This window comes from Psychrosphaera sp. B3R10 (genome assembly GCF_018861025.1).
Classification (GTDB): Bacteria; Pseudomonadota; Gammaproteobacteria; order Enterobacterales; family Alteromonadaceae; genus Psychrosphaera; species Psychrosphaera algicola.
The window spans coordinates 38,159-63,381 of the sequence record NZ_JAHKQH010000007.1 but is presented as its reverse complement, the minus strand read 5'-3'; the positions used below and the strand labels follow the sequence as shown (position 1 = coordinate 63,381).

Annotated in this window: 22 protein-coding genes and 4 tRNA genes; 8 read left to right on the top strand and 18 right to left on the bottom strand. The window is 40.0% G+C overall.

Features of this window, described 5'->3' with window-relative positions; genetic code table 11:
- Positions 1-34: 34 nt before the first annotated feature.
- Positions 35-1,162 (top strand): MalY/PatB family protein, encoded by a 1,128-nt coding sequence (locus tag KO525_RS01610; RefSeq protein ID WP_215962045.1) that lies wholly within the window; start codon positions 35-37, stop codon positions 1,160-1,162.
- 329 nt (positions 1,163-1,491) lie between these two features.
- On the opposite strand, the gene KO525_RS01605 is transcribed toward KO525_RS01610, so the two are convergent.
- Positions 1,492-2,595 (bottom strand): HDOD domain-containing protein, encoded by a 1,104-nt coding sequence (locus tag KO525_RS01605; RefSeq protein ID WP_215962044.1) that lies wholly within the window; start codon positions 2,593-2,595, stop codon positions 1,492-1,494.
- Between the two features lie 250 nt (positions 2,596-2,845).
- Here KO525_RS01605 and KO525_RS01600 point away from each other — a divergent pair, with 250 nt between their 5' ends.
- Entirely contained in the window at positions 2,846-3,451 is a 606-nt protein-coding gene (locus tag KO525_RS01600; protein ID WP_215962043.1) for a 2OG-Fe(II) oxygenase, read from the top strand.
- Positions 3,452-3,457: 6 nt separating this feature from the next.
- Positions 3,458-4,303, top strand: coding sequence for a RimK family alpha-L-glutamate ligase (locus KO525_RS01595; RefSeq protein WP_215962042.1), 846 nt, complete (start codon positions 3,458-3,460; stop codon positions 4,301-4,303).
- Between the two features lie 14 nt (positions 4,304-4,317).
- Here the strand turns inward: KO525_RS01595 and KO525_RS01590 are convergent, their stop codons facing one another.
- From KO525_RS01590 to miaB, 6 genes are all read right to left on the bottom strand, one after another.
- On the bottom strand, positions 4,318-5,037 hold the full coding sequence (locus tag KO525_RS01590) for a hypothetical protein (RefSeq protein ID WP_215962041.1): 720 nt from the start codon (positions 5,035-5,037) through the stop codon (positions 4,318-4,320).
- 165 nt (positions 5,038-5,202) lie between these two features.
- Entirely contained in the window at positions 5,203-6,834 is a 1,632-nt protein-coding gene (gene lnt, locus KO525_RS01585) for an apolipoprotein N-acyltransferase (protein WP_215962040.1), read from the bottom strand.
- 3 nt (positions 6,835-6,837) lie between these two features.
- The gene (locus KO525_RS01580; RefSeq protein WP_215962039.1) at positions 6,838-7,713 is read right to left on the bottom strand and encodes an HlyC/CorC family transporter; all 876 of its coding nucleotides are present in this window, start codon (positions 7,711-7,713) and stop codon (positions 6,838-6,840) included.
- Positions 7,714-7,784: 71 nt separating this feature from the next.
- Positions 7,785-8,249 carry an rRNA maturation RNase YbeY gene (ybeY, locus tag KO525_RS01575; protein WP_215962285.1) on the bottom strand — a complete coding sequence of 155 codons (465 nt, stop codon included), beginning with the start codon at positions 8,247-8,249 and terminating at the stop codon, positions 7,785-7,787.
- Positions 8,242-9,318 carry a PhoH family protein gene (locus KO525_RS01570; RefSeq protein ID WP_215962038.1) on the bottom strand — a complete coding sequence of 359 codons (1,077 nt, stop codon included), beginning with the start codon at positions 9,316-9,318 and terminating at the stop codon, positions 8,242-8,244. The genes ybeY and KO525_RS01570 overlap by 8 nt, the downstream gene beginning before the upstream one ends.
- A 35-nt stretch (positions 9,319-9,353) precedes the next feature.
- On the bottom strand, positions 9,354-10,784 hold the full coding sequence (gene miaB / locus KO525_RS01565; protein ID WP_215962037.1) for a tRNA (N6-isopentenyl adenosine(37)-C2)-methylthiotransferase MiaB: 1,431 nt from the start codon (positions 10,782-10,784) through the stop codon (positions 9,354-9,356).
- 221 nt (positions 10,785-11,005) lie between these two features.
- Here miaB and KO525_RS01560 point away from each other — a divergent pair, with 221 nt between their 5' ends.
- Positions 11,006-12,214 (top strand): FAD-dependent monooxygenase, encoded by a 1,209-nt coding sequence (locus tag KO525_RS01560; RefSeq protein WP_215962036.1) that lies wholly within the window; start codon positions 11,006-11,008, stop codon positions 12,212-12,214.
- Between the two features lie 32 nt (positions 12,215-12,246).
- Here the strand turns inward: KO525_RS01560 and KO525_RS01555 are convergent, their stop codons facing one another.
- From KO525_RS01555 to KO525_RS01520, 8 genes are all read right to left on the bottom strand, one after another.
- Positions 12,247-13,587 (bottom strand): OmpP1/FadL family transporter, encoded by a 1,341-nt coding sequence (locus tag KO525_RS01555; RefSeq protein WP_215962035.1) that lies wholly within the window; start codon positions 13,585-13,587, stop codon positions 12,247-12,249.
- Positions 13,588-13,708: 121 nt separating this feature from the next.
- A tRNA-Gln gene (locus KO525_RS01550) sits at positions 13,709-13,783 on the bottom strand.
- A 9-nt stretch (positions 13,784-13,792) separates the two neighbouring features.
- Positions 13,793-13,867, bottom strand: a tRNA-Gln gene (locus KO525_RS01545).
- Positions 13,868-13,905: 38 nt separating this feature from the next.
- Positions 13,906-13,990, bottom strand: a tRNA-Leu gene (locus KO525_RS01540).
- A 39-nt stretch (positions 13,991-14,029) separates the two neighbouring features.
- Positions 14,030-14,106: transfer RNA gene (locus tag KO525_RS01535), tRNA-Met, on the bottom strand.
- Positions 14,107-14,577: 471 nt separating this feature from the next.
- A complete protein-coding gene (gene ychF, locus KO525_RS01530) occupies positions 14,578-15,669 on the bottom strand; it encodes a redox-regulated ATPase YchF (protein ID WP_215962034.1) in 1,092 nt (363 codons plus the stop codon).
- 43 nt (positions 15,670-15,712) lie between these two features.
- A complete protein-coding gene (pth, locus tag KO525_RS01525; RefSeq protein ID WP_215962033.1) occupies positions 15,713-16,303 on the bottom strand; it encodes an aminoacyl-tRNA hydrolase in 591 nt (196 codons plus the stop codon).
- Between the two features lie 27 nt (positions 16,304-16,330).
- Entirely contained in the window at positions 16,331-16,954 is a 624-nt protein-coding gene (locus KO525_RS01520; protein WP_215962032.1) for a 50S ribosomal protein L25/general stress protein Ctc, read from the bottom strand.
- A 287-nt stretch (positions 16,955-17,241) separates the two neighbouring features.
- Here KO525_RS01520 and KO525_RS01515 point away from each other — a divergent pair, with 287 nt between their 5' ends.
- Entirely contained in the window at positions 17,242-19,143 is a 1,902-nt protein-coding gene (locus KO525_RS01515) for a choice-of-anchor I family protein (protein ID WP_215962031.1), read from the top strand.
- A gap of 147 nt (positions 19,144-19,290) precedes the next feature.
- Here the strand turns inward: KO525_RS01515 and KO525_RS01510 are convergent, their stop codons facing one another.
- The 3 genes from KO525_RS01510 to lolB all read right to left on the bottom strand — a co-directional run bounded on the left by KO525_RS01510 (position 19,291) and on the right by lolB (position 21,842).
- Positions 19,291-20,247, bottom strand: a complete 957-nt coding sequence (locus tag KO525_RS01510) for a ribose-phosphate pyrophosphokinase (protein ID WP_215962030.1) — start codon at positions 20,245-20,247, stop codon at positions 19,291-19,293.
- A gap of 71 nt (positions 20,248-20,318) precedes the next feature.
- Entirely contained in the window at positions 20,319-21,182 is an 864-nt protein-coding gene (gene ispE, locus KO525_RS01505) for a 4-(cytidine 5'-diphospho)-2-C-methyl-D-erythritol kinase (RefSeq protein WP_215962029.1), read from the bottom strand.
- A 3-nt stretch (positions 21,183-21,185) separates the two neighbouring features.
- Positions 21,186-21,842 (bottom strand): lipoprotein insertase outer membrane protein LolB, encoded by a 657-nt coding sequence (lolB, locus tag KO525_RS01500; RefSeq protein WP_215962028.1) that lies wholly within the window; start codon positions 21,840-21,842, stop codon positions 21,186-21,188.
- 130 nt (positions 21,843-21,972) lie between these two features.
- Here lolB and hemA point away from each other — a divergent pair, with 130 nt between their 5' ends.
- The 3 genes from hemA to prmC are packed head-to-tail and all read left to right on the top strand — an operon-like array spanning position 21,973 to position 25,158.
- On the top strand, positions 21,973-23,223 hold the full coding sequence (gene hemA / locus KO525_RS01495; RefSeq protein WP_215962027.1) for a glutamyl-tRNA reductase: 1,251 nt from the start codon (positions 21,973-21,975) through the stop codon (positions 23,221-23,223).
- On the top strand, positions 23,220-24,305 hold the full coding sequence (gene prfA / locus KO525_RS01490; RefSeq protein WP_215962026.1) for a peptide chain release factor 1: 1,086 nt from the start codon (positions 23,220-23,222) through the stop codon (positions 24,303-24,305). The genes hemA and prfA overlap by 4 nt, the downstream gene beginning before the upstream one ends.
- On the top strand, positions 24,298-25,158 hold the full coding sequence (prmC, locus tag KO525_RS01485) for a peptide chain release factor N(5)-glutamine methyltransferase (protein WP_215962025.1): 861 nt from the start codon (positions 24,298-24,300) through the stop codon (positions 25,156-25,158). Before prfA ends, prmC begins: the two co-directional genes overlap by 8 nt.
- Positions 25,159-25,223 lie beyond the last annotated feature (65 nt).

The window sequence follows — 25,223 nt, the reverse complement described above, 5'->3', positions numbered from 1 at the left end:
GGCTAAATGAATTCAAACATAGAAGGGGACACAAATGAGTTTTGACCAGTTAATTGATCGCAGATCAACTTTTTCTTTTAAATGGGAACGCTACAAGGGCAAGGATATATTGCCATTATGGGTTGCCGATTCTGAATTTAAATGCGCCCAGCCAATAATAGATGCGCTTCATGCCCGCACGGAACATGGCGTTTACGGTTACCACCTTCCCGTAGAATATGAACCTGCAAACCAGGCGGTTGTTCGATGGTTAGCAGATAAACACGATTGGCAGATAGAACCACAATGGATAGTTTGGACACCAGGTGTCGTTCCTGCCTTTAATGTGGCTTGTAAAGCTAACTGTGAGCCTGGCGACAAAGTATTAGTGCAAGTACCTAACTATCCACCGATGTTGGCGGCACCCGGTTTAAATCAACTTATCAGAGAAGATGTCCAAACAATTGAGCAGGATGGTCGGTGGACATTGGACTTTGAACAGCTAGAGCAAAAAGCGGCAGATCCAAAAACTAAACTCTTTATTATGTGTAACCCGATGAACCCAACCGGTTCGGTGATGACAGCTGAAGAATTAACACGAGTTGAACAAATCTGTCTTAAACATGATGTCGTGCTCTGCAGTGACGAAATTCACTGTGACTTAATTCTAGATCAAAGCAAAACCCATATACCAGCAGGTAAGTTGCCGGATATTGGCGAACGCACTATTACTTTGATGGCCGCAAGCAAAACGTTTAATGTGGCTGGCCTCGGAACGTCATTTGCAATTATTCCAGATGCCTCTTTGCGTCGTAAGTTTACTCAAGCCGCCGCTGGTATTATGCCATGGGTGACGTTTATGGGCTTAGTCGCTACTGAAGTTGCCTTTACACAATGTGATGAATGGCATCAAGAGCAATTAGATTATTTACGTGGTAATTTGGATTACTTAGAAAAAGAAATTAATGACTTAGATGGCTTTACGTTTATTCGACCCGAAGCAACGTTTTTAGCATGGATTGATGCGAGCGGTTTGGGTGTTGATGATGTCCATGCCTACATGGAGTCGAAGGGGGTTGGTCCTTCACCGGGCCGAGATTTTGGTTGGAAAAACTTTACGCGAATTAACTTTGCCTGCCCAAGGGAAATGTTAGAAGACGCTGTGGCCAGACTAAAACGTTAATATTGTTAGTTGTACTCAAGATCAGCCGACATTTTACCGAAAGTACCAAATTGGCTAGATTGTTTTTTAAAACATATGGTTGTGGGTTATGGGCAACGACGAACAACTAAATTAGAAACCATTAGGCAATTAATATAAGGGAATACCTTATATCCCTGGCGGATTCCATGGGGTACTTTAGCTGTTCGCAGGAAGCTTAGAATTATAAATGTCTATTTATTTTCTTGAAAATTGAGTTAATGACCCGTCACGTTTAGACGGGTTTTTTTATGCTTTATTTTTGATATTGCTGCTAAGAGTTCCACAGGTAATTTAGTTAAATTACCTTGTTAGTCACTAAATTTAGCTAATAACAAATTATCTATATATTGATGCGACTCAGCACTGAAAACCAACTGATTTTTTGCAGTAAGTAATTCATTTTCGTCAATTTCATTGTGCTCAAACATCAATTCTAACTCGCTCAAGATATTTGCCTCATATACATAACAAGCTATGGGCCTTTTTGCGAACAAAACAGACAACATCGCCGATTTTGTTAGTTTTGTTTGAACTGCAAGTACATCTAATATTGAAGCCGGAAAGTTCCAATGCTTGGCAATATGGTAGGTGATCTTTTTCGAGTTTTTATACATTAAGTCTTTAAATGCGTATGAGTTTGGTTGGCAATCGGGATGAACAAAAGAAAAGGATTCGATAAGTAATTGATAGATGATCATGTCACCCAAATTACAGATCAGTCCAATCAAATAGCCCTGTGCAGATTCTGACTTATACTGTGATTTATTTAAAAGCGCCTTGGCAATCACGCCGGTTGAAAGACTGTGTTGCCAAATTTTGGCACCGTACTGTTTGAAATAGATTGGCGATTGAGGCGCAAGCTTACTCACAAACCCATTTATTACACCTTCCATTAGGCCGTTGGCACCAAGCAGCATAAAAGCGGTTTTAAGATCTTTTATTTCTTTGTTGCTTCTGTTGTAAAACGAGGAGTTGGCCAGTTCGATCACTTTAGCGGCAATGATAGCTTCTTGCTGTATTAGGCCTATCAACTTTTCGGTATCAAAATCGTCGTTGTTTAATTGTTCTAAAATTGTACTTAAGGAAAGCGGTAAAATAGGCAAGTTTTTAAGTATGCTTTGTGGGCTTCTCAGCAATTTTTCAACTTGCTGAGAAATATACAATGACATTTCATCATGTTGTTCAACATGGCTCGTTTGACCAAACAAGTAGTCATAAAATGCTTTTTGGTGCAGCTCTTCTACCGATTTAACTTCAATTGGTTTTGTGGCGACTGGGAGCGGTTGTGCCGCAGATTGACTTGTCGAATTTTCGTTAGTTTTGCTGTTTTGATCTTCAAAATAGAAATAATTATTCTCTATTACTTTTTTCTTAGAGTTACTGAATAACAGCTTAACTAACTTCTTAAACATAAGGGGATGGGTCCAGATAAAATTGATTTGTGGTTACGTATTACGTTAAAGGCATACTGTCATTTTTCGATTGCTTTTATTTTAGTGGATAGTCGCACCGTGTAAAAGGATTATTACTTTTATTATCGGTGGCAATAACCATATTTTTTGTGTGTAGTTGCCCTTACTTCTAAATTGCCCATAAATTTGCCATCCAAGTCGACTTATGGGTAATATTGAAAGATATTTTAGGATCGAACGGCGGTATATTTTGAACATCTCTTTGCTGACATCAAGCCCATTAATTGTTGAAATAGAAGACCTTTTAGATCAAGGTGTGTTGACCGAAATATCCCTAAAGTTAAAAAATAGGCATTGGTTAGCGCAGCAAGGTGTCCCGGTAAAGCTAGACGAAACAGGTTTGTCGTTTGAATTAAGAAAGGATGTTATGCCGCCATTAACACATCTTGAAAATAAGATAAAAGAGAAAACCGGCATAACGTCTGCAAAAACATCTAGCATAAGGATCCGACATTATCATCCGGGGCAGGGGCACCCACCTCATTGTGATCATTATGAACTGAACGATGAATACCTACTGTTTACGGCGGTGTTTTTCCTATGCGACACTGAAGAAGGTGGTGCAACATCTTTCACTAAGTCAGACGGTATAAAAATTGTACCTAAGCGTAATAAGTTGATTTTTTGGCTTAATTACCTAGATGATGGAAATGAAGATTTATTGTCCGAACATGAAGCCGAAACCGTGAAAGACGGAGAAAAGCTAATCGCAATATATTTATTTTATGGTGAAAAAAGTGAGACAAGTTCTGTTCGACATTTTTTACTAGAAAACTATTCAACGGAAGAGAGTTAATAATCTATGAAATTTCATTTAGTTGACGATGGCGTACCAAACATTTCAAAACAAATAATTATCGATGCATGTAAAGTTCGTGATTTGGAATATGTTGAACATCATGCAGGTATATTTGTTTTTACTCCGGAACTTAAAGCCGAACCTGGTGATATTCTGTTTAGACCGGCCGTGTCTTCAGCTGCGTCTAAAGTTGAACAATTTTTGTTTCAGCCAGGTGTCGCAACATTTTACAAAGCGCCTTTGGGAATTTTTCATAATTGCAACAACGCCACCTCTTTGTTTGAATTAAATGACATTCCAATCCCAAGAACCTTTTATTTATACAATAAACAACGAGATTGCATAGACTATTATGTTGAACAACTTGGTGGTTATCCAGTTATTCTAAAGGTTTTGGGCTATTCCGGTGGTGTTGGTGTAATGAAATTGGAAAGCGCGCAGTCGCTATATTCAGTCATTGACTTTGTATGTGCTAACGGTACCGCACCCCTGTTGTCTTCTTTTATTCCCGATGCCGTACATTGGCGTTGTGTTGTCGTTGGTGAAAAGGTTGTTGCCGCCTATATCAATCCTCCGGATAAAGGTGACTTTAGAACCTATGGTACAACCGATAAAAATGAAGTTTTTGAAAGTGCAGGTACAGAAATAGACGCGTTAGCAATTAAGGCGGTAAGTGTTTTGGGGTATGAGTTTGGTGGTGTGGATATTCTTAGACATCCAAGTGGAAGGTGCTATGTTTTGGAGGCTAATTTTCCTTGTTATTATGCGCATGCTCAGGAAATTGGCGGCATAGATGTTGCCGGTAAAATTGTGGATTACTTAGCTGAAAAAGCAGGATCACTTAAATAAGTGATCCTTAATTTTTAGTCTTCGGATTGTTCTTTATCTGCTACAGATTTACTTCGTTGTCTAAATTTCAATAATGCAGTTGCGGTTAAACCAAGCGCAAATATCGACGTCGTAGAAGGGGCCGTCACAGGAATTGCATTACCTCCACTAGAAAGTTTGACCGCAGACTCTTTGTTTGAAATCTCATCATTTACTTTTGTATCTTGTTCAGAACTAGCTTTAATTGATTGTTCTTGAGAGGTTTTCGCACCTTCTTCAGCCGCTTTTGCTTTTACCGATTGCTCTTGGGCGCTTGATGGCTCTGAACTACCTTTGTACGATTGTTCTGCATTGTCAGATTTTGCAGCTGCCTCTTGCGAAGCATCAAAGGCAAATACTTGTCCTGTACCAACAACGGACCCGAAGGCTAAGGTGGCAGCGACTTTAGTCAAAAAGCCTCGACGAGACGCAACTTGTCCACCACTAGGAGGCGCTAATCGAGACTCTAGTATACCAATGTCTGATAATGCATCGAGAGCTTTCCACACGAGTTCACTGCTAATCTCAAAGTCTAGGAGTTCGGTAATTTCAGCTTTGATTGAGTCGATATCTTTTTTACCGTCAATACAACGTAAAAATAATGTATCGGCTAGTTCAAGTTTATATTTTTGCTGAGTACTTTTATTTACAATATAAGAATGGTCGATATTGTCTTGGATCGTAAAGTTTTCTAAATTTAATTTTGGCGTTAACATTGGCTTCCCTACACTCGATTTATTTTAGTCATTTAATTTAGTTCAAATAATAGCCAGATAATTAAATTTAAGCAACTAAGGTATTATTAAATAGGGAAAAGTGGGTCGGAACAGAGATTGTTGGTCGACCAATATTGCTATTTAGTAGCGCGTGTTAGGTTGCTTCTATTTGAGTTGTAATGTTTTTCTTTTAAAGATCAGTATTGCAATGAAGATTACGATAACACACCACACTGGTAAGTTCCCGTATTGATAATAGGGGGTATTACTTGTTGTTAGCTTTAAGTCATGGGTTAAAACGGCCGCTTCAAATTGAGGTAGTGTTTTTACAAGCATTCCTGATCCATCGATAACTGCTGTAACGCCATTATTGGTGACACGGATGACAGGCTTGGCAAATTCAATGGCTCGCATTTGGGCTATTTGCAAATGTTGCCAAGGCCCGTGGGAGTTACCAAACCAAGCGTCATTACTTACGGTGAGTATTAAGTCACTGGCGTGTTCACCTTGATAGATATTTGCTCTTACCTGATTAGAAAATGCAACTTCAAAGCAAATAGCTGGTGAGATATGAACGTCATTGGCAATTAAGTTGTCTTGCGCATAAGCCCCGCGACTAAATGATGACATAGGCAGGTCAAATAGAGGCCCAAGTTTTCGTAGGAATGATTCAAAAGGCACAAACTCACCGATGGGAAGCAAGTGGTGTTTACTAAATCGATTATTGTGCAGGTATTTGTAGTGTCCAAATGAGTCGTTACTGTATTTTTTTCCTAAAGCAATAATATTGTTAAAGGCTTTATTGGTTTCAGGTTGGTAGTCAACGATACCTGTAATTAACGCGGTATTGGAATCTGCCGCGATTAAATCAATTTCCCTTAGGAAGTCATTAGAAATTACTTCTAATCGAGGCACTGCTGCTTCTGGCCAAATGACAATGTCGCTGGATTCAAAATGCGGCTGGCTCATGGCTAGATACGTTTGCATCGTTGGCATTTCATTTTCAGGCTGCCACTTAATGCTTTGTTCAATATTACCTTGGACCAGAGCAATGCTGGTGGATTTATCAGTTTGTTCAAACCAATTCAATGATTTGAGGCCATTGCCTACAGCAATAATTAGTAGGATAGTTATTGCCGTAACTGACAGTGTTTTAGGTGTATCGGGGTTTGGCTGAGACTTAGTTATTCGATAAAACAAATGACACAAAAGAGTTTTAATTAACACCGCGATAATAAGCAAAAGCGCTTGGATCCCAAATTCCCCAATGACTGGTGCATAACCAGCGAGTGGCCCATCTGTCTGCGTATAACCAATTGATAACCAGGGAAAGCCTGTTAAAAACCATCCTCTGATTGCTTCGCAAATGAGCCAAAACGGAATAAAAGCAAAACCAATGTTTGAAATATAAAATCGTTTTGTAAGGTAACAAGCTAATGCCGGAAATAGGGCTAAGTAGCCGTCTAACAACGCCATCAGTAGAATACTAATTGCTGTAGGCATACCACCGAAGTCTGCGATTGCGACATGGATCCAACTTATGCCAGTGGCAAACCAACCTAGTCCATAAAAAAAGCCTAATCGAAATGCGACTTTTGCAGTTTGAGCTTTCGAAACTGCAAAGATGAGGATACTTAAAGTAATAATAACAATTGGCCATGCACTAAATGGCGCATAGCTAAATAGGTTGAAAGCACCAGCCAAAAATAGGGCGATGTATTGTGCGTATAACTTATTTACAAAAAAAGATTGGATGTAGTTCACCCAATCTTTTTTTAACAGCGGCTTTATTTCCATATATTAAGTCTCGACGGACTCTTCTTCCATTTTTGGTAATGTCACTGTGACTTGCTGAATACGACGTGTATCAGCACTTTGGATTTTAAAGTTAATGCCTTTAATAAAGACTTCTTCGCCTTTTTCCGGCATATGACCAAACTCATGAAGTATAATGCCACCGATAGTATCGGCGTCTTCTTTCGCGAATTCGGTTTTGAAATAATCGTTAAATTGATCAACTTCGGTTAATGCTTGCACCATATAAACATGTTTCGAAACTTTACGAATATCTTTAGTTTGGTTTTCTTCAGAATCGAATTCATCTTCAATTTCTCCAACGATAAGCTCGAGAATATCTTCAATGGTGACGAGTCCAGACACGCCGCCGTATTCATCAACGACAACGGCCATATGATAACGATTTTGTCGAAACTCTTTTAATAAGGTGTCTACGCGTTTGCTTTCAGGAACTATAACGATAGGGCGTAGTAGTTTTTTTAAGTCTATCTCTTGTTCTCTGTCTATTAACAGTTGCAAAAGATCTTTGGCAAGTAATATACCTTCGACATGATCTTTGTCTTCTGATACGACAGGAAATCGTGAGTGACCTGAATCAATCATTGTCGGTAAAAACACATCAGGAGAATCTGATAAGTCTAAAGTGATAATTTGCGATCTCGGGATCATTATGTCACGGATCCGCAGGTCAGCGATTTCCATAACACCATCAATCATCGTTTTAGTGCCGATATCAATTAGGTCGTTTTCAGCAGCGACACTAATGACATTGATAATGTCTTCTTTGGTTTTCGGTTCGTCATTAAAGATTTGACCAAGTTTGTCAATCCAGCTCTTATTTGAAGAACCGTTGCTACTATGTGGGTTGTCGTCGCTCATTCTGGTCAGAATGTTCCTATGTTGCTTAAAATTATTGGTGATGAAATATTAATCGGTTTCATCTGATCCGATTATTGATCGATATATGGATTTGTGAAACCCATTTTTTGTAAAAATTCTATTTCGATACTTTCCATTTCCTCGGCTTCTGCATCATTTATATGGTCGTAACCGAGTAAATGCAAGCAACCGTGGATGATCATATGACACCAATGGGCTTCAAAAGTTTTATTTTGTTCAACAAATTCTTGATTAACCACTTGAGCGCAAATAATCAGATCGCCCAATAATGGAAAATCCATTTCTGGTGAGACGTAATCTGGGATCTCGGCGGGAAAAGATAAAACGTTTGTTGGTTTATCTTTGCCGCGATATTGGCAATTTAATTGCTGACTTTCTGCTGAATCGACAATTCGAATCGTAAGTTCAGAATGTTCTTGAAAGGCAGGTAATAGTTCCGCCACCCAATCGTTACACTGTTGTTCGGTAGGAATGTGCTTATCTGTAGTGGCAACTTGTAGGTCAAGTTCAATCATTTGATTTGTCTTCACTAGCCGCTTTTTCTTTTGCTTTTTCTGCCCAAGCTTTATCACGTTCAGCTTTTTCACGGCGTTGTACTTCGTCAAACTTTTCATACGCCATAACAACTTTTGCAACCACAGGGTGGCGCACAACATCGTCAGCGATAAAGAAGTTGAAGCTGATATCTTCTACTTCACTCAATACTTCAATTGACTGGCGTAAACCTGATTTAGCACCACGAGGTAAATCTATTTGAGTAATGTCGCCGGTAATAACCGCTTTGGAGTTAAAACCAATGCGAGTTAAAAACATTTTCATTTGTTCGACGGTGGTATTTTGACTTTCGTCAAGAATTATAAAGGCGTCATTTAATGTTCGGCCACGCATATAAGCAAGCGGTGCTACTTCAATAACGTTACGTTCGATGAGGCGTTCAACCTTCTCGAAGCCAAGCATTTCAAATAGAGCATCGTATAGAGGACGTAAATAAGGGTCTATCTTTTGGCTTAAGTCACCAGGTAAGAAACCAAGTTTTTCACCTGCCTCAACAGCAGGGCGAGTCAACAATATGCGGCGTACCTCTTGACGTTCTAACGCATCTACAGCGCAGGCAACGGCTAGGTAAGTTTTACCCGTACCGGCAGGACCAATACCAAAAGTGATGTCATGATTTAATACGTTTCTAACATACGCAACTTGATTCTGATTACGTGGTTTGATATTGCCTTTACGGGTACGAACCACGATGTCGTCATCAGTGCTGTCACTGGATTGATCTAATAACTTAGAACCCTGCACTGCAAGATGAACTTGGTCAGGGGTTAATTCCTGAGCTTTGACTTTATTTTTATGCTTACTATTGGGCTGAGTTTCAATATAAAGGTTTTTTAGAACGTCAGTTACAGCGGCGATATTTAACGGGTTACCAACAATTTTAAATTTGTTGCCTTGATAAGTGACTTCAACACCCATGCGACGTTCAATATGTTTGATATTGTCATCATAAGGACCAATTAATGAAGCCAACCGATCTTTGTCGGCTGGTTCTAAAAATATTTCCACTGTATTAATTTTTTTAGACAATCTAAAATTCCTTTATATTTGCTTGTGCAATAAACTTATGGAGCGTAAGTAGAAACGCCTAAATCATCTTGTAAGTTTTGTCTTTTTGCCAATATTTCCGCAGGTGTTGTATCTTGACGTAAGCCCATTTCATCTTCGCCGCGAATAAATTCACCACGTAATGAGTTGGTGTAAACGTCGACAACTTTAACATCAGCAAATCCACCAATTAGAGAATGCGGGCCTTCAAAATTAACTACACGATTATTTTCAGTACGACCACGCAGTTCCATTGGATTTTTAATTGAAGGACCTTCAACCAAAATACGTTGCTCAGTGTTTATCATTTGACGAGAAATCAACATCGCTTGATGGGTGATGACTTTTTGTAATTCGTGCAAACGCTCTTTTTTCTCTTTCTCAGAAATGTCGTCTGGTAAATCAGCCGCTGGCGTACCAGGACGAGCACTGTAGATAAAACTAAAGCTGTGGTCAAAACCGATATCTTCAATCAGCTTCATGGTCTTGCCATGGTCTTCCGCTGTTTCGCCAGGGAAACCAATAATAAAGTCGCTAGACATACTGATATTTGGACGAACTTTACGTAATTTCCTGATCTGCGATTTATATTCAATGGCAGTATGGCCACGTTTCATTAAATTCAGAATACGGTCCGCACCAGATTGCACGGGTAAATGTAAGTGGTCGACAAGCTCTGGAACGTCTTGATAAGCTTCAATGATATCGTCTGTAAATTCTACTGGGTGAGACGTCGTATAACGAATTCGGTCGATACCATCAATGGCGGCCACTAAACGCAGTAATTCGCTAAAATGACAAATTTCGCCGTCATGAGTTGCCCCACGGAACGCATTTACGTTTTGACCTAACAAATTGACTTCACGAACACCTTGTTCAGCGAGTTGAGCGATTTCATATAATACATCGTCCACAGGACGTGATACTTCTTCGCCGCGGGTATATGGAACAACACAGAACGTACAGTATTTGCTGCAACCTTCCATTATCGACACAAACGCGCTTGGGCCATTAGTCGTCGGTTCTGGTAATCGGTCGAATTTTTCAATCTCAGGGAATGAAATATCAATTACTGATGCGCCGTCGCCTGCTTTAATTTGTTCAATCATTTCAGGTAAGCGGTGCAAAGTCTGAGGGCCAAAGACCATATCAACATATGGGGCACGGTCACGAATATGTTGGCCTTCTTGAGAAGCAACACAACCGCCTACACCAATGATCAAACTTGGTTTTTTTGCCTTTAGGTTTTTCCAACGGCCTAATTGATGAAATACTTTTTCCTGTGCTTTTTCGCGAATAGAACAGGTGTTCAAAAGAATTACGTCGGCATCTTCTGCTTCGTCCGTAAACTCATATCCATGACTGTCATCGAGTAAGTCCGCCATTTTTTGCGAGTCATACTCGTTCATTTGGCAGCCCCAAGTTTTAATATGTAGTTTTTTCGTCATTCTTCTCTCGTCATCAATATCTGTGGGAATAATCATTTTTGGGTAAATGAGTTACTCACTTCACCGTGAAAAGTTAATTCTTTAAATGGCCGCGTATTTTACAGTTAAAAGAGTATGGATTAAAGGGAATATGGTTAATTAACTGACTTGATCTTCTAACTATCTTCAAATCATAGATAATTCAGGCATAATGCGGAGAATTATCGTTAGGAATAAGAACAGTGGTCGACTTAAATTCATTAAATCTATGTCAGTTTGATGTTGTCGTTGTTGGCGGTGGCATGGTTGGAGCAACCCAAGCAATTGCATTGCAAAATGCGGGGCTTTCAATTTTATTGCTCGAACAACGCGTTCCGCAACAAGATGAATTGGCCCGACCGCCATTGCGTGTATCTGCTGTTAATTTGGCGAGTGAGACTTTATTGCAGTCACTGGGCATTTGGTCGGCGATCGGCGAGAGCGATAAATGTCGATTTGATCAATTAGCTACCTGGGAGCAGCGCGACAATAAATTGATTTTTGACGCTACAGAAATTGAACGACCTCATCTTGGTTATTTAGTTCGAAATGAAGCAATTCAGTTGGCTGCATTTGATAGGATTCTAAATACTTCGGAAAATAAAATTACGTTAAGTAATGCCCACTTGTCGTCTTTAAAACAAGATGATGACAAAGTCACTTTGCGCTTATCAGAACCTGGTTCGTCAAAAAATCAAGTTGATGTATTTGCAAAGTTGGTTATTGGTGCGGATGGCGCATTGAGTAAAACACGGCAACTTGCCCATATAGGAACGACCGGTTGGGAATACGCTCAGCACTGTTTCAGCATTACCATTAAAACTGAGTTTCCAACTCAACATATTACGTGGCAAGAATTTCAACAAACTGGTCCCAAAGCGTTTTTACCACTAGAAAATGGCTATTCATGTCTAATTTGGTACGACGCACCACAAACAATTGCTCAGTTAAAACAACTTTCTCCAGAGGCACTAAAACAGGAAATCATAAATTGTTTTCCACCTTTGGTTGGGGATTTTAATGTTGTGACCAGCGCTAGTTTTCCACTCGTTCGAAGGCAGGCTAATCAATATTTTAATGGCAGAGTCGTTTTAGTGGGTGATGCAGCGCACGTTATTAACCCATTAGCAGGGCAAGGCGTAAATTTAGGCTTTAAAGACGTAGAGACCTTGATGGAGTTATTAAATAATACGGACTTAAGTCAACACGGTTTACTGGCGTCATCGTTGCGTCGGTATCAATTTAAACGTAAAGCAGATGCGCAAATTATGTCTGGGGCGATGGACCTATTTTATCATTCTTTTAGTAACGACAAAGCGGTCTTAAAATCTGTCAGAAATATAGTTTTAGGAGTCGTACACAATCAGGCGTGGCTAAAAGCTCAGGCTCTTAAAAAAGCCGTAGGACTATAGTGATTCTTAATTAGATTTCTAATCGTTTACGGTTAAAAGTTGGCGCTTAGGAATACCACAAATAAAGACTTAGACGCTTCTGATAAATCAAATTCACTCCTAGGTGGATACAAAGGTAAACCAACTATTTTTTCTACGACCCGCAGATCACCTAGGCGGACATCACCTTTACCATATTTTATATAGGCTCCGACAGACATTGGGAAACCAAAGCTGTCACTCGTATAATCAACACTAAGTCCCAACATATCGATATCCTCAACGCGCTGGAAAGGCTGTGTTGTGTCAATTTTGCCGTTACTATTGTCAGTGAAAATACCAAATCTGAAGTATTTACGATCGGTTTTATAAAAGGTTAAACCAAGTGAGTAATTAACGACACGTTCTAAATCTCTGGTAATAGGCGGGTGGAATTCGTTAATGACGTGTTCTTCAACAGTGACTTCACTAAAATAGTCAACGTCAAAACTCCATTCAAAGTTATTTCTTCGTTTTGCTAAACCTAGGGTAATATTTGCGCTCGATTCCTGTGCTTCAGTGCCCTCAACAGTACCGACCGTAGCAGGCTTAGATGTTGGCGGTAATGGGGTAGGCGAGCTAACAAAAATATTATGAACGGCGGTAAATGAACGGTCTATCGTGAAATCTTTAGCTATTTTTAAACCGATATTCAAAGCGGGTGTCTGATACAAGATCCCTAAAGTTGGTGTAATTAGTATTGTTTCATCTTTTATTCTGCGCAATGCACTAAAGCCCGAATAGATATCGTCCGTAGGAGTAAAATATATTTGACTGACCCCAGAGCCTTGGATTGTTTCAAATTTTTTGTATTTTACAATAAATGAGCCACCAAATGAGAGATTTGAATTAATCCTGTGAGCGGCTCCAAAACCTAAATTCAGTGAACTATTGTCCAAGTCAACATTACCAAACTCAGTTTGTTCTCCAATTGTATTATTTTCGTCACCAATAATTGGATGCACAACTTCACTATAATTACGTTCGGTAGACAGATCAGATACACCAAAACCGATACTCCAATGCCAGTCACCTTTTTTATTACCTACCCCTAAAAAGCTTGGGACAATTGAAAACGAAGATCGAGCAAAATCAGAGCCATCTGAGAAAGCATCATAAAAAGTGGTTTTTTCCCATGCAAAGGTCGATATAGAGGCTGAATTAGAATTCACCGTATTGGTTAATCCCGCTGGATTAAAAAATACCGCGGATAAGTCATCAGAAATGGCGGTAAAGGCGCCTCCAAGTCCAATGGCTTTTGTACCAACCAATAGGTTTTTGTAATGATACTCATCGCTTGCAGCAACTGACGAATACAAAATGCAAAGTAAAATGATCTTAGTAGCTAAACGCATTGATTTTAAAATAATAATTTTAGATTAAAGTCAGTGTAGTTTAATTTTGCTACAACAAGCAAATTAAATAGCCGGAAGGGATAGATAAAAAAAAAGGCCTCGCATAAGCAAGGCCTTAATTTGGCTGGGATACCAGGATTTGAACCTGGGAATGGCGAGATCAAAACCCGCTGCCTTACCGCTTGGCGATATCCCAATTAAGAGATGGCTGGGATACCAGGATTTGAACCTGGGAATGGCGAGATCAAAACCCGCTGCCTTACCGCTTGGCGATATCCCAACTGAAACTTTTTGAATATGTGTTCCACATATTTATAATGGTGCGGAAGGAGAGACTTGAACTCTCACATCCTAAGATACTGGAACCTAAATCCAGCGCGTCTACCAATTCCGCCACTCCCGCAAATTTTTTTCTCTTGAGCATGGTAGGGAATTCAAGAATTGGTGGCTACGCCCTGATTTGAACAGGGGACCCCATCATTATGAGTGATGTGCTCTAACCAGCTGAGCTACGTAGCCACTCTTGAATACCGCCTCAAGCGATGGCGCGTATTATGCTGATGACGCCTTTTAACGTCAACCCATTTTTGAAGAAAATTGTAAAAAATAGTGCGTTTGCTTTTAATTTGTTCATATTGGCGAAAAAGAGCATGATTTATAGTTAAAAAATACTCAGTTTAAGTTTGTCTGTTTAAACTTATTTTGGCTGCTCGGTAAAAAATAGATTTTGTAATAGGGATAAATTTGACTAAATAGACCTAACTTTGACTTTATGTCGTCATTTGTCGGACATAAAATTGCTATTTTTTTAAAATAATATGAATTTTTTGGTAAACGGAACAAAAAATGTAAATTTGATAATGTTGATTAACAATATTTTCGAGCGTGATAACAATCCTTTGCCTAGTAACTCTGAAGAGCGATTTGTTTCATAATAAACGTTAGGCATTAAAAAAGGGGCTTAAGCCCCTTTTATCGATAAATATAGGTTTACACGTTAAATCGGAAATGGATTACGTCACCATCTTTAACAATGTAATCTTTACCTTCTAATCGCCATTTACCGTTGTCTTTGGCACCCGCTTCACCACCAAATTCAACAAAGTCGTTATAACTGACGATTTCAGCTCGGATAAAGCCTTTTTCAAAGTCCGTATGAATTTTACCAGCCGCCTGTGGCGCAGTAGAACCTTCAGTATATGTCCAGGCTCTAACTTCTTTGACACCTGCAGTGAAATAGGTATTTAGATTTAATAATTCATAACCTGAACGGATCACTCGATTTAAACCTGGTTCTTCCCAACCTAAGTCTTCCATAAATTCGGCTAGGTCTTCAGGCTCTAATTCAGACAATTCAGATTCAATCGACGCACATACCGCTACGACAACTGCATTTTCATTTTCTGCGATTTCACGCACTAAATCTAAAAATGGATTGTTCTCAAATCCATCTTCAGCAACGTTGGCAATATACATGGTTGGTTTCATCGTAAGCAGATTTAAATAGCTTACTGCAGCTAATTCTTCTTTTGTTAACTCAACAGAACGAGCCATGCCACCTTCGTCAACAACCGCTTTTAATTTCTCAAGTGTCGCATTTTCAAATTTAGCGTCTTTGTCGCCGCCTTTGGCCTTTTTTGAGTTACGGAAAATTGCTTTATCAATTGAGTCCATGTCAGACAAGGCCAACTCAGTATTGATTACGTCAATATCTTCCTGTGGGTTTACTTTTCCGGCAACGTGGACGATATTTTCGTCTTCAAAACAACGAACAACGTGACCGATTGCATCGGTTTCACGAATGTTAGCAAGAAATTGATTACCAAGCCCTTCGCCTTTACTCGCACCTTTTACTAGACCTGCGATGTCAACAAATTCCATTGTTGTTGGCAGGATACGTTGTGGATTAACTATTGCAGCCAACTTGTCTAATCGAAGATCTGGAACAGGAACTACACCAGTATTGGGTTCAATTGTACAAAATGGGAAGTTTGCTGCTTCAATACCTGCTTTTGTTAAAGCATTAAATAATGTTGATTTTCCGACATTGGGTAGACCAACGATGCCACATTTAAAACCCATGATGGTTCCTTTTTGTTAATTTGCTATGTAAGCAATTAGTTTGTTAACTGGCACTAAACGAGTGAAGGCGATTTTGCGCCTTCTTTAAATCTTGTTTAAGCCAGATCTCGGTGCAACGAACGGCTTCGTCAATCGCTGCATCCATTAATTCTTGATCATTTCGGGGGGCTTTACCCAACACCCAACCTGTCACTTTTTCCCGACTTCCGGGGTGACCAATTCCAATTCGCAGACGATAAAATTCTCTATTGTTTGCGAGTTTTGCAATAATATCTTTTAATCCGTTATGACCGCCGTGGCCACCACCTTTTTTAAACTTGGCAACACCAGGTTGCATATCAAGTTCGTCATGTGCAACTAAGATTTCTTCTGGTTTTATCTTGAAGAAATTTGCAAGGGCAGCAACTGATTTACCGCTTAAATTCATGAACGTGGTTGGTACTAAGAGACGAATATCTTGTCCAGCAAAATTGATCTTTGCGGTATATCCAAAATATTTAGGATCGTTTTTTAAAGAAACATTATTGGCTCGGCAAAGTTCTTCGATGAACCAAGCTCCAGCATTATGGCGGGTGTGTTGATATTCGGGGCCTGGATTTGCCAGGCCCACGATAAGTTGAATGGTGCTACTCACGAATTGTCCGTAAGCTCAATCATTCAATTATTCAGCGTCAGCTGCTTCTTCAGAGTCTTCGTCAGCTGCTGCAGCGCCTTTAGGAGCGTGCAATGTTACAACTGCGTTGTCGTGAGATTCACCTTTAGTTAACTCAACAGATTCAACGCCAGCTGGTAACGTAATTTCACTGATGTGAAGAGTTTGACCAACTTCCATATCTGCAACGTTTACTTCGATGAACTCAGGTAAGTTCTTAGGAAGACAAGTGATTTCTAATTCATTTGCAACGTGAGTAATTACGCCACCTTTCTTAATTGCTGCTTCTTCGCCAACGAAGTGAACAGGAACTTTAGTGTGTAATTTATGTTTCGCGTCTACACGTTGGAAATCTAAGTGTAAAACTTGGTTTTTCCAAGGGTGACGTTGCATATCTTTAAGAATAACTTCTTCTTTTGCACCATCAATTACTAACGTAAGGATATGTGAATAGAAACCTTCATTTTCCTGCGCTAACCATACTTTATTATGAGAAAGGGCTAGGTTTTGCGGCTCTTTATCCGCACCGTATATAATTGCAGGAACTTGTTTGTCGTGACGTAGGCGGCGGCTCGCACCCGTACCTTTATCAGAACGAACTGTAGCTTCTAATGTGTAAATAGCTTCAGACATGGAATTCTCCAAAAAACTTTAAATAAGTTAAGTATGTTTCCTCCCGCGACCAAGAGAAAACTCGACCCCCTCAAAAATGAGAGGCGGCGTATTCTAATTGAAAGGTCAATAGACCACAACCGTTTTATGAACATTACAAAAAGACGTCATTTTTATTGTGATTAAAAAAAAGTGTCATATTACTTTTTATTGGTCATAAATTTGTTTCAAAACTGCCGTCAAATTTACATCTTTGTTCATTAACCTCTTCGACCTAATTTAATAAAAATAATAGGTAAGTGGATAAAATGAGTTTCGCTAATTTAAAATTAACATTATTGAGTGCGACTATTGTCGGGATTTTAACAGGATGTTCAGTTGAAGATGGAGAGCAGGGCATTCAAGGTGAACAAGGGCTGGTTGGTGAAGCCGGTGCTGATGGTGCAAATGGTGCTGCAGGTGCTGATGGCGCAGCGGGCGCTGATGGTGCGGCGGGAAAAAATTATCCTGTTGAGCTAAACATCGAGATAGTTGGTCGTTTCGCGACAGGAGTTTATGGAAAATCAGCGGCGGAAATTGTTCAGTTTCATAAAACGTCAAACTCAGCGTTTGCAGTCAACAGCGCTACAAATCAAATAGACGTTATCAGTTTAGCAACATTATCTACTGTCCCAGTTAGTACACCGACTAGCGATAATAGCCTTTCATCAACAGCATTTACCTATGCCGATTCAGTTTTGGTTAAACAAGCTGATGACTCAGATAAAACAATTATGCTTGGCGGAGCAAACTCGATAGCGATAAAGGGCAACTTGTTAGCCATCGCTGTTGAAGCGAAAGTAAAACAAGATAACGGCGCTGTACTGTTTTACGAATTAGACGTTATGGGTAAAGGAACTTTTGTCAAAGCAGTTGAAGTTGGCGCCTTACCAGATATGGTAACATTTACACCAGATGGCACTAAGGTATTGGTTGCTAATGAAGGTGAACCTGCAACTGATTATAGTGTTGATCCAGAAGGGACGATTAGCGTCATTGCAGTGGCGTCATCTGTGCCTGCAGATAAAGCAGAAGCGGTTAATTTCACTTCTGATTTGGTATTTAAAAGCGATTTATTAGACCCAGAAGATTACGATACACCAGAAGAACAAATGACCCTTTTACAAGAAATGGGCGTGAAGTTTGCGGGACCAACGGGCAACACGGCAGCAAAAGATATTGAACCTGAATACATCGCTGTTTCTGCTGATAGCAAGATGGCTTACGTATCACTGCAAGAAAACAATGCAATTGGTGTGGTTGATTTAACGAAGATGACCGTTGAAGTTAAACCGCTCGGTTATAAAGATTGGTCAAACTACGAGCTCGACTTTACCAACAAGGACGAACTTGCGACATTCCAATCTGTACCTGGGTTATTAGGTATGTATCAACCTGATTCTATTGCTACTTACAGTTGGAACGGTGCGACCTTTATAGTTTCTGCGAATGAAGGTGACTCTCGAGACTACGATGCGTATTCGGAAGAAGTAAGAGTTAAAGATCTTATTGACCCGGATGAAGAAAATAAGACGTTATCTACTGAGTTACAGTCAATATATGATCACTCTGGTGGCAAAGATGGCTTAGGTCGATTAAAAGTTACAACGTCGATGGGTGATGCGGATAACGACGGCGAATTTGAATCGCTATACAGCTACGGAGCACGTTCATTTTCGATTTGGGATCAAAACATCAATCAAGTTTACGATTCAGGTGATGAGTTTGGTAAAATTTCATCTGCGATTCTAGGTGAATACTTTAATGCAGCACATACGGAGAATACCGGTGATAATCGTTCAGATGACAAAGGTGGTGAGCCAGAAGCTATTGATGTGGGAATGATTGAAAACCGTAACTACGCATTTATTGCTCAAGAACGTGCCGGGGACTTATTTGTCTATGACGTAACAAACCCATTTAATGCTAGCTTTGTTGCCCATTATAACAATCGTGATTTTGACGTAGATTACGAAATGGATGATGACCTAGATAATCCATGTGATGAAGCTGAAGGGATGGATTGCGAAAACGTCGATTCTGCAGGAGATTTAGGACCTGAAAGCATCAAGTTTGTATCAGCTGAAGATAGCCCATCAGGAAATCCGTTGTTGATCATTGGTAATGAAGTAAGTGGTACAGTTACTATTTATCAAGTAACTGAAAAGTAATTTAGCAATAACAGCATCAAGGGATAGCCATTGTCTCTTGATGCTTATTTGATATCTTTGACTCGTTGTTCAGTTTAACGTTGACCAACAAGCACAAAAAAAGCGACTTATTGTCGCTTTTTTGATCTCTGGTAGATGTGTACGAGATTAGTGTTCGAACATCGCAGAGATAGATTCTTCGTTGCTTAAACGACGAATTGCTTCAGCTAGCATGTTACCTAGTGTCAATTTACGAACATTTGGTAATGCTGCAATTTCTGGTGACAAAGGAATAGAGTCTGTCACGATAACTTCATCAATAACTGAATTTTTTAAGTTTTCGATCGCGTTGCCTGAAAATACTGGATGAGTTGCATAGGCAAATACTCGTTTTGCGCCGTGTTGCTTTAATGCCTCTGCCGCTTTACATAATGTACCACCGGTATCAATCATGTCATCAACCATAATACAGTCACGACCTGCTACATCACCGATGATGTGCATTACTTGTGCAACATTCGCCTGCGGACGACGTTTGTCGATAATCGCTAAATCTTTGTCATCTAATAATTTCGCGATGGCTCTAGCACGCACAACACCACCAATATCTGGTGATACAATGACGGTATCGTCGGCAATGTTAAAGCCATGTTTGCGCATGTCTTCAACTAGAATAGGGCTACCAAATACGTTATCAACTGGTACGTCGAAAAACCCTTGGATTTGTTCGGCATGTAAATCAACCGTTAAAACGCGGTCTACACCAACGCTAGACAAAAAGTCTGCGACAACTTTCGCTGTAATTGGAACACGAGCAGAACGAACACGACGGTCTTGACGGGCATAACCAAAGTATGGAATGACTGCGGTAATTCTACCGGCAGATGCACGACGCAAGGCGTCGACCATAACAATGAGTTCCATTAGGTTGTCATTACATGGTGCACAAGTAGATTGCACGATAAATACATCTGAACCACGTACGTTATCATGGATTTGGACACTAATTTCGCCGTCGCTAAAGCGACCAACTGTTGCGTTTCCAAGGTTTATGTCGAGACGTTTACTGATGACTTCTGCAAGTTCTGGGGTAGCGTTTCCAGCGAAAATCTTAATATCAGGCACGGATATTTCCTAAGGCTTTGTTGCGATACATTTTCAGAGGATAGACAAAAGTTGCCGTAACCTCCACGATATTATCCAAAAAGAACTTGATGTGTCGGCGAAATATTACAACCTTTCGCGACGAATCCAGATAACTCTTCAGGCAATTGTTGAAATACTTTTTGGGCTTGTTGTTCAGTTGCAAATTCTGCAAAAACACAAGCACCTGTCCCAGTCATACGAGACGGCGCGTATTCTAACAACCACTGCAGTGCTTTGGCAATGATTGGATACTTTTTAACGACTAAACTTTGGAAGTCATTTTTTAGATCTGTCGTGATCCCACTGTAATTTAACGTGTTATTGTCGAGTTTTGGCGTGTTTCTCGGGAGTTCAGGATGACTAAATAATTCTTTAGTATTTACATGGGCATTAGGAGTTAATACTAAATACCAAGCATTATGTACATTATAGGTACACATTTTGTCTCCGGTACCTTCAGCAATTGAACTTTTGCCACGAATAAAAATAGGGACATCGGCACCTAGTGTATTCCCTAGGGCCTCTAAATCGGCGGTGGAATGCCCTAAGTCCCATAGTGAATTGAGGGCTAACATTGTGGTTGCCGCGTTTGACGAGCCTCCACCAACGCCACCACCCATTGGCAACCGTTTATTTAATGTAATATGAACGCCTTTTTCAACCTTATTTAGTGTTAAGTTAACCAGTAGATTTGCTGCTTTGAGGACCAAGTTATCGTCAGTTTCTAATGCTTTGATATTACAAGACAGCGTAATCTTCCCACTGGCGTTTGTTTCAAAGGTCATCGTGTCGCCATAATCGATAAAATGAAACAAAGATTGCAATTCATGATAGCCGTTTTCTAGCCGACCATTAATGTGTAAAAATAGGTTCAACTTTGCCGGTGAAGGTAAGGTTAGTTTTTGATGTGTCATGGATTAACCTTGTAATGCCCAGTCTGTAATAGAGAGTTTAATACGATTATTCGGCGATTTTAGCTGTAAGCTTTTCGGTAAATCAAATTGCATCACAGAACGCCAACTTTGGTAATCAATTTGCCAAATAGCATCGCCATGAAAAACTTCAATATGTTTTAATCTGCCTTTCTCATCTAACTTTGTCTTGGTTTTAAGATTGTTTTTAGTCGATTGCTCAGTGGATTGCTGAACACCAAGGACCCAGAAACGTAATTGTGAAATAGGTAACTGATAACCCGTTAGCTGCGCAACTAATATTTCAGCGGTATGTCCATAATACGTTTTACCGTCAATAGTCAGTTCGGCTTCATCATCGTTAACAGATAATTCGAACATATTAATACCAATTAAGGTATTCAGTGAAAATTCAAAATTGTCGCCTTTTTGTTGCCAATAAAAATAGCCCGATACTTTTTCATTGTTCGTGGCAATCATCATTTTTCCACGGGCCGTCCAATGTGATAATTCTGCTGCAGTTTGCATGTCTGCGATGTTTTTTATATTGGTTTTTGGCATTAATGAGCAGGCAACCAAGATATTTACCAACAAAACTGAGGTTAAAAACTTTAGGATTAATGTATATCGGGACATTTTGAACAATGAATGGTTATTTTTCACACAACTTCCAGCTTAAAAGTGACTTAATCGACAAAATCGATTCTAACATGCTATTTCAGTCTTTTAAAAACCTTGGGTTTTTCGTAGAATTGCACGCTTTTCAATTTTCAGGGCGCTTAAAAGCCAATATATGACGGTTATTGCACTAGGTTTAAATCACAAATCGGCTTCGGTTGAGTTACGCGAGCGCTTAGCGTTTACGCCGGATAACTTACCGGACGCGCTAAAAACTGTGCAAAAAGAAGCGGGGTGTGACGAGGCTGTCATTTTATCGACATGTAACCGAACCGAAATTTATTGCTTTGGCGACGTGGCTGAACCTGAAAAAGTAATCAAATGGTTAGCTGATTTTCATCAGCTCAACCCTGCTGATCTTCAACAGCATTTATATATCCATCGTGATGTAGACGCTACTCGCCATTTAATGCGCGTCGCTAGTGGGTTAGATTCAATGGTGATTGGAGAACCCCAAATATTGGGGCAAGTGAAACAAGCTTACCAACAAGCCAAATCTGTAGGTACGATTAAAACGTATTTTGAGCGGATGTTTCAACAGTCGTTTTCCGTTGCCAAAAAAGTTCGAACGGAAACCGATATTTCAGTGAACGCCGTATCAGTAGCTTTTGCTGCTGTCACATTAGCAAAACAAGTCTTTGGCCAATTTACAGACAAACGCGTTTTGTTAGTCGGTGCCGGTGAAACTATCGAACTTGTAGCAAAACATATTTATGAGCAAGGCGCAAAAGACATCACTGTAGCGAACCGGACGTTAAGCCGTGCAGAAGCCGTAGCTGAGCAATTCTCTGCCAAAACGTGTACCTTAAGTCAGATTTCTGAAAAAATAATGGAAGCGGATGTTGTTATCAGTTCGACTGCCAGTACGTTGCCTATTATCGGTAAAGGCATGATAGAAAATGTACTGAAAAAACGAAAACACAGACCAATGTTTCTCGTTGATTTAGCGGTACCGAGAGATATTGAGTCACAAGTTGCTGATTTAGACGATGCTTATTTGTATACCGTAGACGATTTGCAAGATATTGTAGCGAACAACATGCAGGCGAGAAGTGCAGCCGCTGAAGACGCAGAAATTATCATTAATGACAAAGCATTTATCTTTGACGATTGGTTGAGCAGTTTAGACTCAGTTGATCTAATCAAAGATTACAGAGATCAAAGTATTTCTGTCAAAGACGAATTATTAGAGCGAGCCCTTAATCAACTGCAATCTGGCAATGATGCTGAGCAGGTACTTAAAGAGTTAGCTAACAAATTAACCAATAGACTCATTCATGCGCCGACGTCTGCATTAAAAGATGCGGCAGAGAAACAAAACAATGAAGAATTGGCTATTATTAAAACCGTATTGGGGATCCAATGAAAGATTCGATAGTGAGTAAATTAGAAGGCCTCTCTGAGCGCTACGAAGAAGTAGAAGCCTTGTTGAGTGACCCAGAAGTCATTGGTAATCAAGAAAAATTTCGAGCGTTATCGAAAGAATATTCTGATCTTGAAGACATTACAAAAACATTTAAATTGTACCAAGCTGCCCGTGAAGATTTAGACGAAGCGAAAGCAATGTTAGAAGAAGACGATGCGGAAATGCGTGAAATGGCGCAGGAAGAATTAAAGTCAGCAAAAGTCAGCATTGAAAAATACGAAGATGAATTACAAATTTTAATGTTGCCTCGTGATCCAAACGACTCGAACAACTGCTTTTTAGAAATTAGAGCAGGTGCAGGTGGTGATGAAGCGGCTATTTTTGCCGGTGATTTATTTAGAATGTACAGCCGTTACGCTGAATCTAAAAAATGGCGTGTGGTACTTATGAGTACCAACGAAGGCGAACATGGCGGATTTAAAGAAGTTGTTGCCCACATCACAGGTGATAATGTTTACGGAACGATGAAATTTGAGTCTGGCGGTCACCGAGTACAACGTGTGCCAGAAACAGAATCTCAAGGTCGGGTGCATACCTCTGCATGTACTGTAGTTGTTATGCCTGAAGTTCCAGAGGCAGAAGCCATCGAAATAAATACAGCGGACTTAAAAATTGATACTTACCGTGCTTCTGGTGCCGGTGGTCAGCACGTTAATAAAACAGACTCGGCGGTACGTATTACCCATATCCCAACGGGGATTGTCGTTGAGTGTCAGGATGAACGTTCACAGCACAAAAACAAAGCCAAAGCGATGTCTGTATTGAGTGCTAGGATGCAAGCTGCGGAAGATGAAAAACGTAACGCTGAGGAAACCAGCATGCGCCGTAATTTGGTCGCCAGTGGAGACCGTTCTGAACGTGTTCGTACCTATAATTTCCCACAGGGGCGTATGTCAGAACATCGTATCAATTTAACCTTATATAAATTAAATGAAATTATGGAAGGTGATTTAGACTGTGTACTTCAGCCGTTAATGAACGAATACCAGGCGGACTTACTAGCGTCTATGGCTGATGAATAACTCCTATTTACCAAACAGTATTAAACAGCTGTTAGACAATGCAGCAAACGAATTTTCTGCATTGTCTGACTCTGCCAAGTTAGACGCAGAACTGCTGATGTGTCATGTGTTAGATTGCCAACGAATATACTTGTTCACTTGGCCCGAAAAGTTGTTAGTAACACCGCAGTGCGACCAATTTTTTTCGCTTGTCGAAGAACGAAAAACTGGGCGTCCTATCGCGCATATTGTCGGTAAACGCGCATTTTGGGATTTAGAGTTGGCGGTAAACGACTCGACGTTAATTCCAAGACCGGATACTGAAATTTTGGTCGAAAAAGTTCTGGAAATCATCGAATCTAAGGGACCAGAGCAGGGAGAAGGTCTCGACTTAGGAACTGGTACTGGCGCTATCGCATTATCATTAGCGAGTAGTTTACCTAAATGGCAATGGACTGGTGTCGACATTATACCCGAGGCCGTATTGCTAGCGCGACATAATACCAAACTGAATCAGATCCCTAATTGTCAATTTGTTGAAAGCAGTTGGTTTACCGCATTGGCTGATCAAAAATTCGACTTTATCGTTTCTAACCCACCCTATATCGACGAAAATGACCCACATCTTAATCTGGGCGATGTTAGGTTTGAACCTAAAACGGCTTTGGTTGCAAAAGGACATGGATTGGCTGACATTCGTTATATTGTCGAAAACGCTCGACGTCATTTAAAAAGAAACGGCAAACTAATTCTAGAGCATGGCTTTGAGCAAGGTGTGGAAGTACGCCACATATTACGCGACTTTAATTTTCAATATGTTGATACATTTAAAGATTTAAGTGGTAATGACCGAGTTTCAATTGGCTATTTCTGATAATTGGGTTAGGCTCATATTGTTCGCATAGCGAAGTTGAAGAACATAGAACTAGAAGGCAGCAA

Coding starts and splice junctions, on each gene's coding strand:
- KO525_RS01610 (WP_215962045.1), top strand. CDS start 35: ATGAGTTTTGACCAGTTAATTGATCGCAGATCAACTTTTTCTTTTAAA.
- KO525_RS01605 (WP_215962044.1), bottom strand. CDS start 2,595: ATGTTTAAGAAGTTAGTTAAGCTGTTATTCAGTAACTCTAAGAAAAAA.
- KO525_RS01595 (WP_215962042.1), top strand. CDS start 3,458: ATGAAATTTCATTTAGTTGACGATGGCGTACCAAACATTTCAAAACAA.
- KO525_RS01590 (WP_215962041.1), bottom strand. CDS start 5,037: ATGTTAACGCCAAAATTAAATTTAGAAAACTTTACGATCCAAGACAAT.
- lnt (WP_215962040.1), bottom strand. CDS start 6,834: ATGGAAATAAAGCCGCTGTTAAAAAAAGATTGGGTGAACTACATCCAA.
- KO525_RS01580 (WP_215962039.1), bottom strand. CDS start 7,713: ATGAGCGACGACAACCCACATAGTAGCAACGGTTCTTCAAATAAGAGC.
- ybeY (WP_215962285.1), bottom strand. CDS start 8,249: ATGATTGAACTTGACCTACAAGTTGCCACTACAGATAAGCACATTCCT.
- miaB (WP_215962037.1), bottom strand. CDS start 10,784: ATGACGAAAAAACTACATATTAAAACTTGGGGCTGCCAAATGAACGAG.
- KO525_RS01555 (WP_215962035.1), bottom strand. CDS start 13,587: ATGCGTTTAGCTACTAAGATCATTTTACTTTGCATTTTGTATTCGTCA.
- ychF (WP_215962034.1), bottom strand. CDS start 15,669: ATGGGTTTTAAATGTGGCATCGTTGGTCTACCCAATGTCGGAAAATCA.
- KO525_RS01520 (WP_215962032.1), bottom strand. CDS start 16,954: ATGTCTGAAGCTATTTACACATTAGAAGCTACAGTTCGTTCTGATAAA.
- KO525_RS01515 (WP_215962031.1), top strand. CDS start 17,242: ATGAGTTTCGCTAATTTAAAATTAACATTATTGAGTGCGACTATTGTC.
- ispE (WP_215962029.1), bottom strand. CDS start 21,182: ATGACACATCAAAAACTAACCTTACCTTCACCGGCAAAGTTGAACCTA.
- hemA (WP_215962027.1), top strand. CDS start 21,973: ATGACGGTTATTGCACTAGGTTTAAATCACAAATCGGCTTCGGTTGAG.
- prfA (WP_215962026.1), top strand. CDS start 23,220: ATGAAAGATTCGATAGTGAGTAAATTAGAAGGCCTCTCTGAGCGCTAC.
- prmC (WP_215962025.1), top strand. CDS start 24,298: ATGAATAACTCCTATTTACCAAACAGTATTAAACAGCTGTTAGACAAT.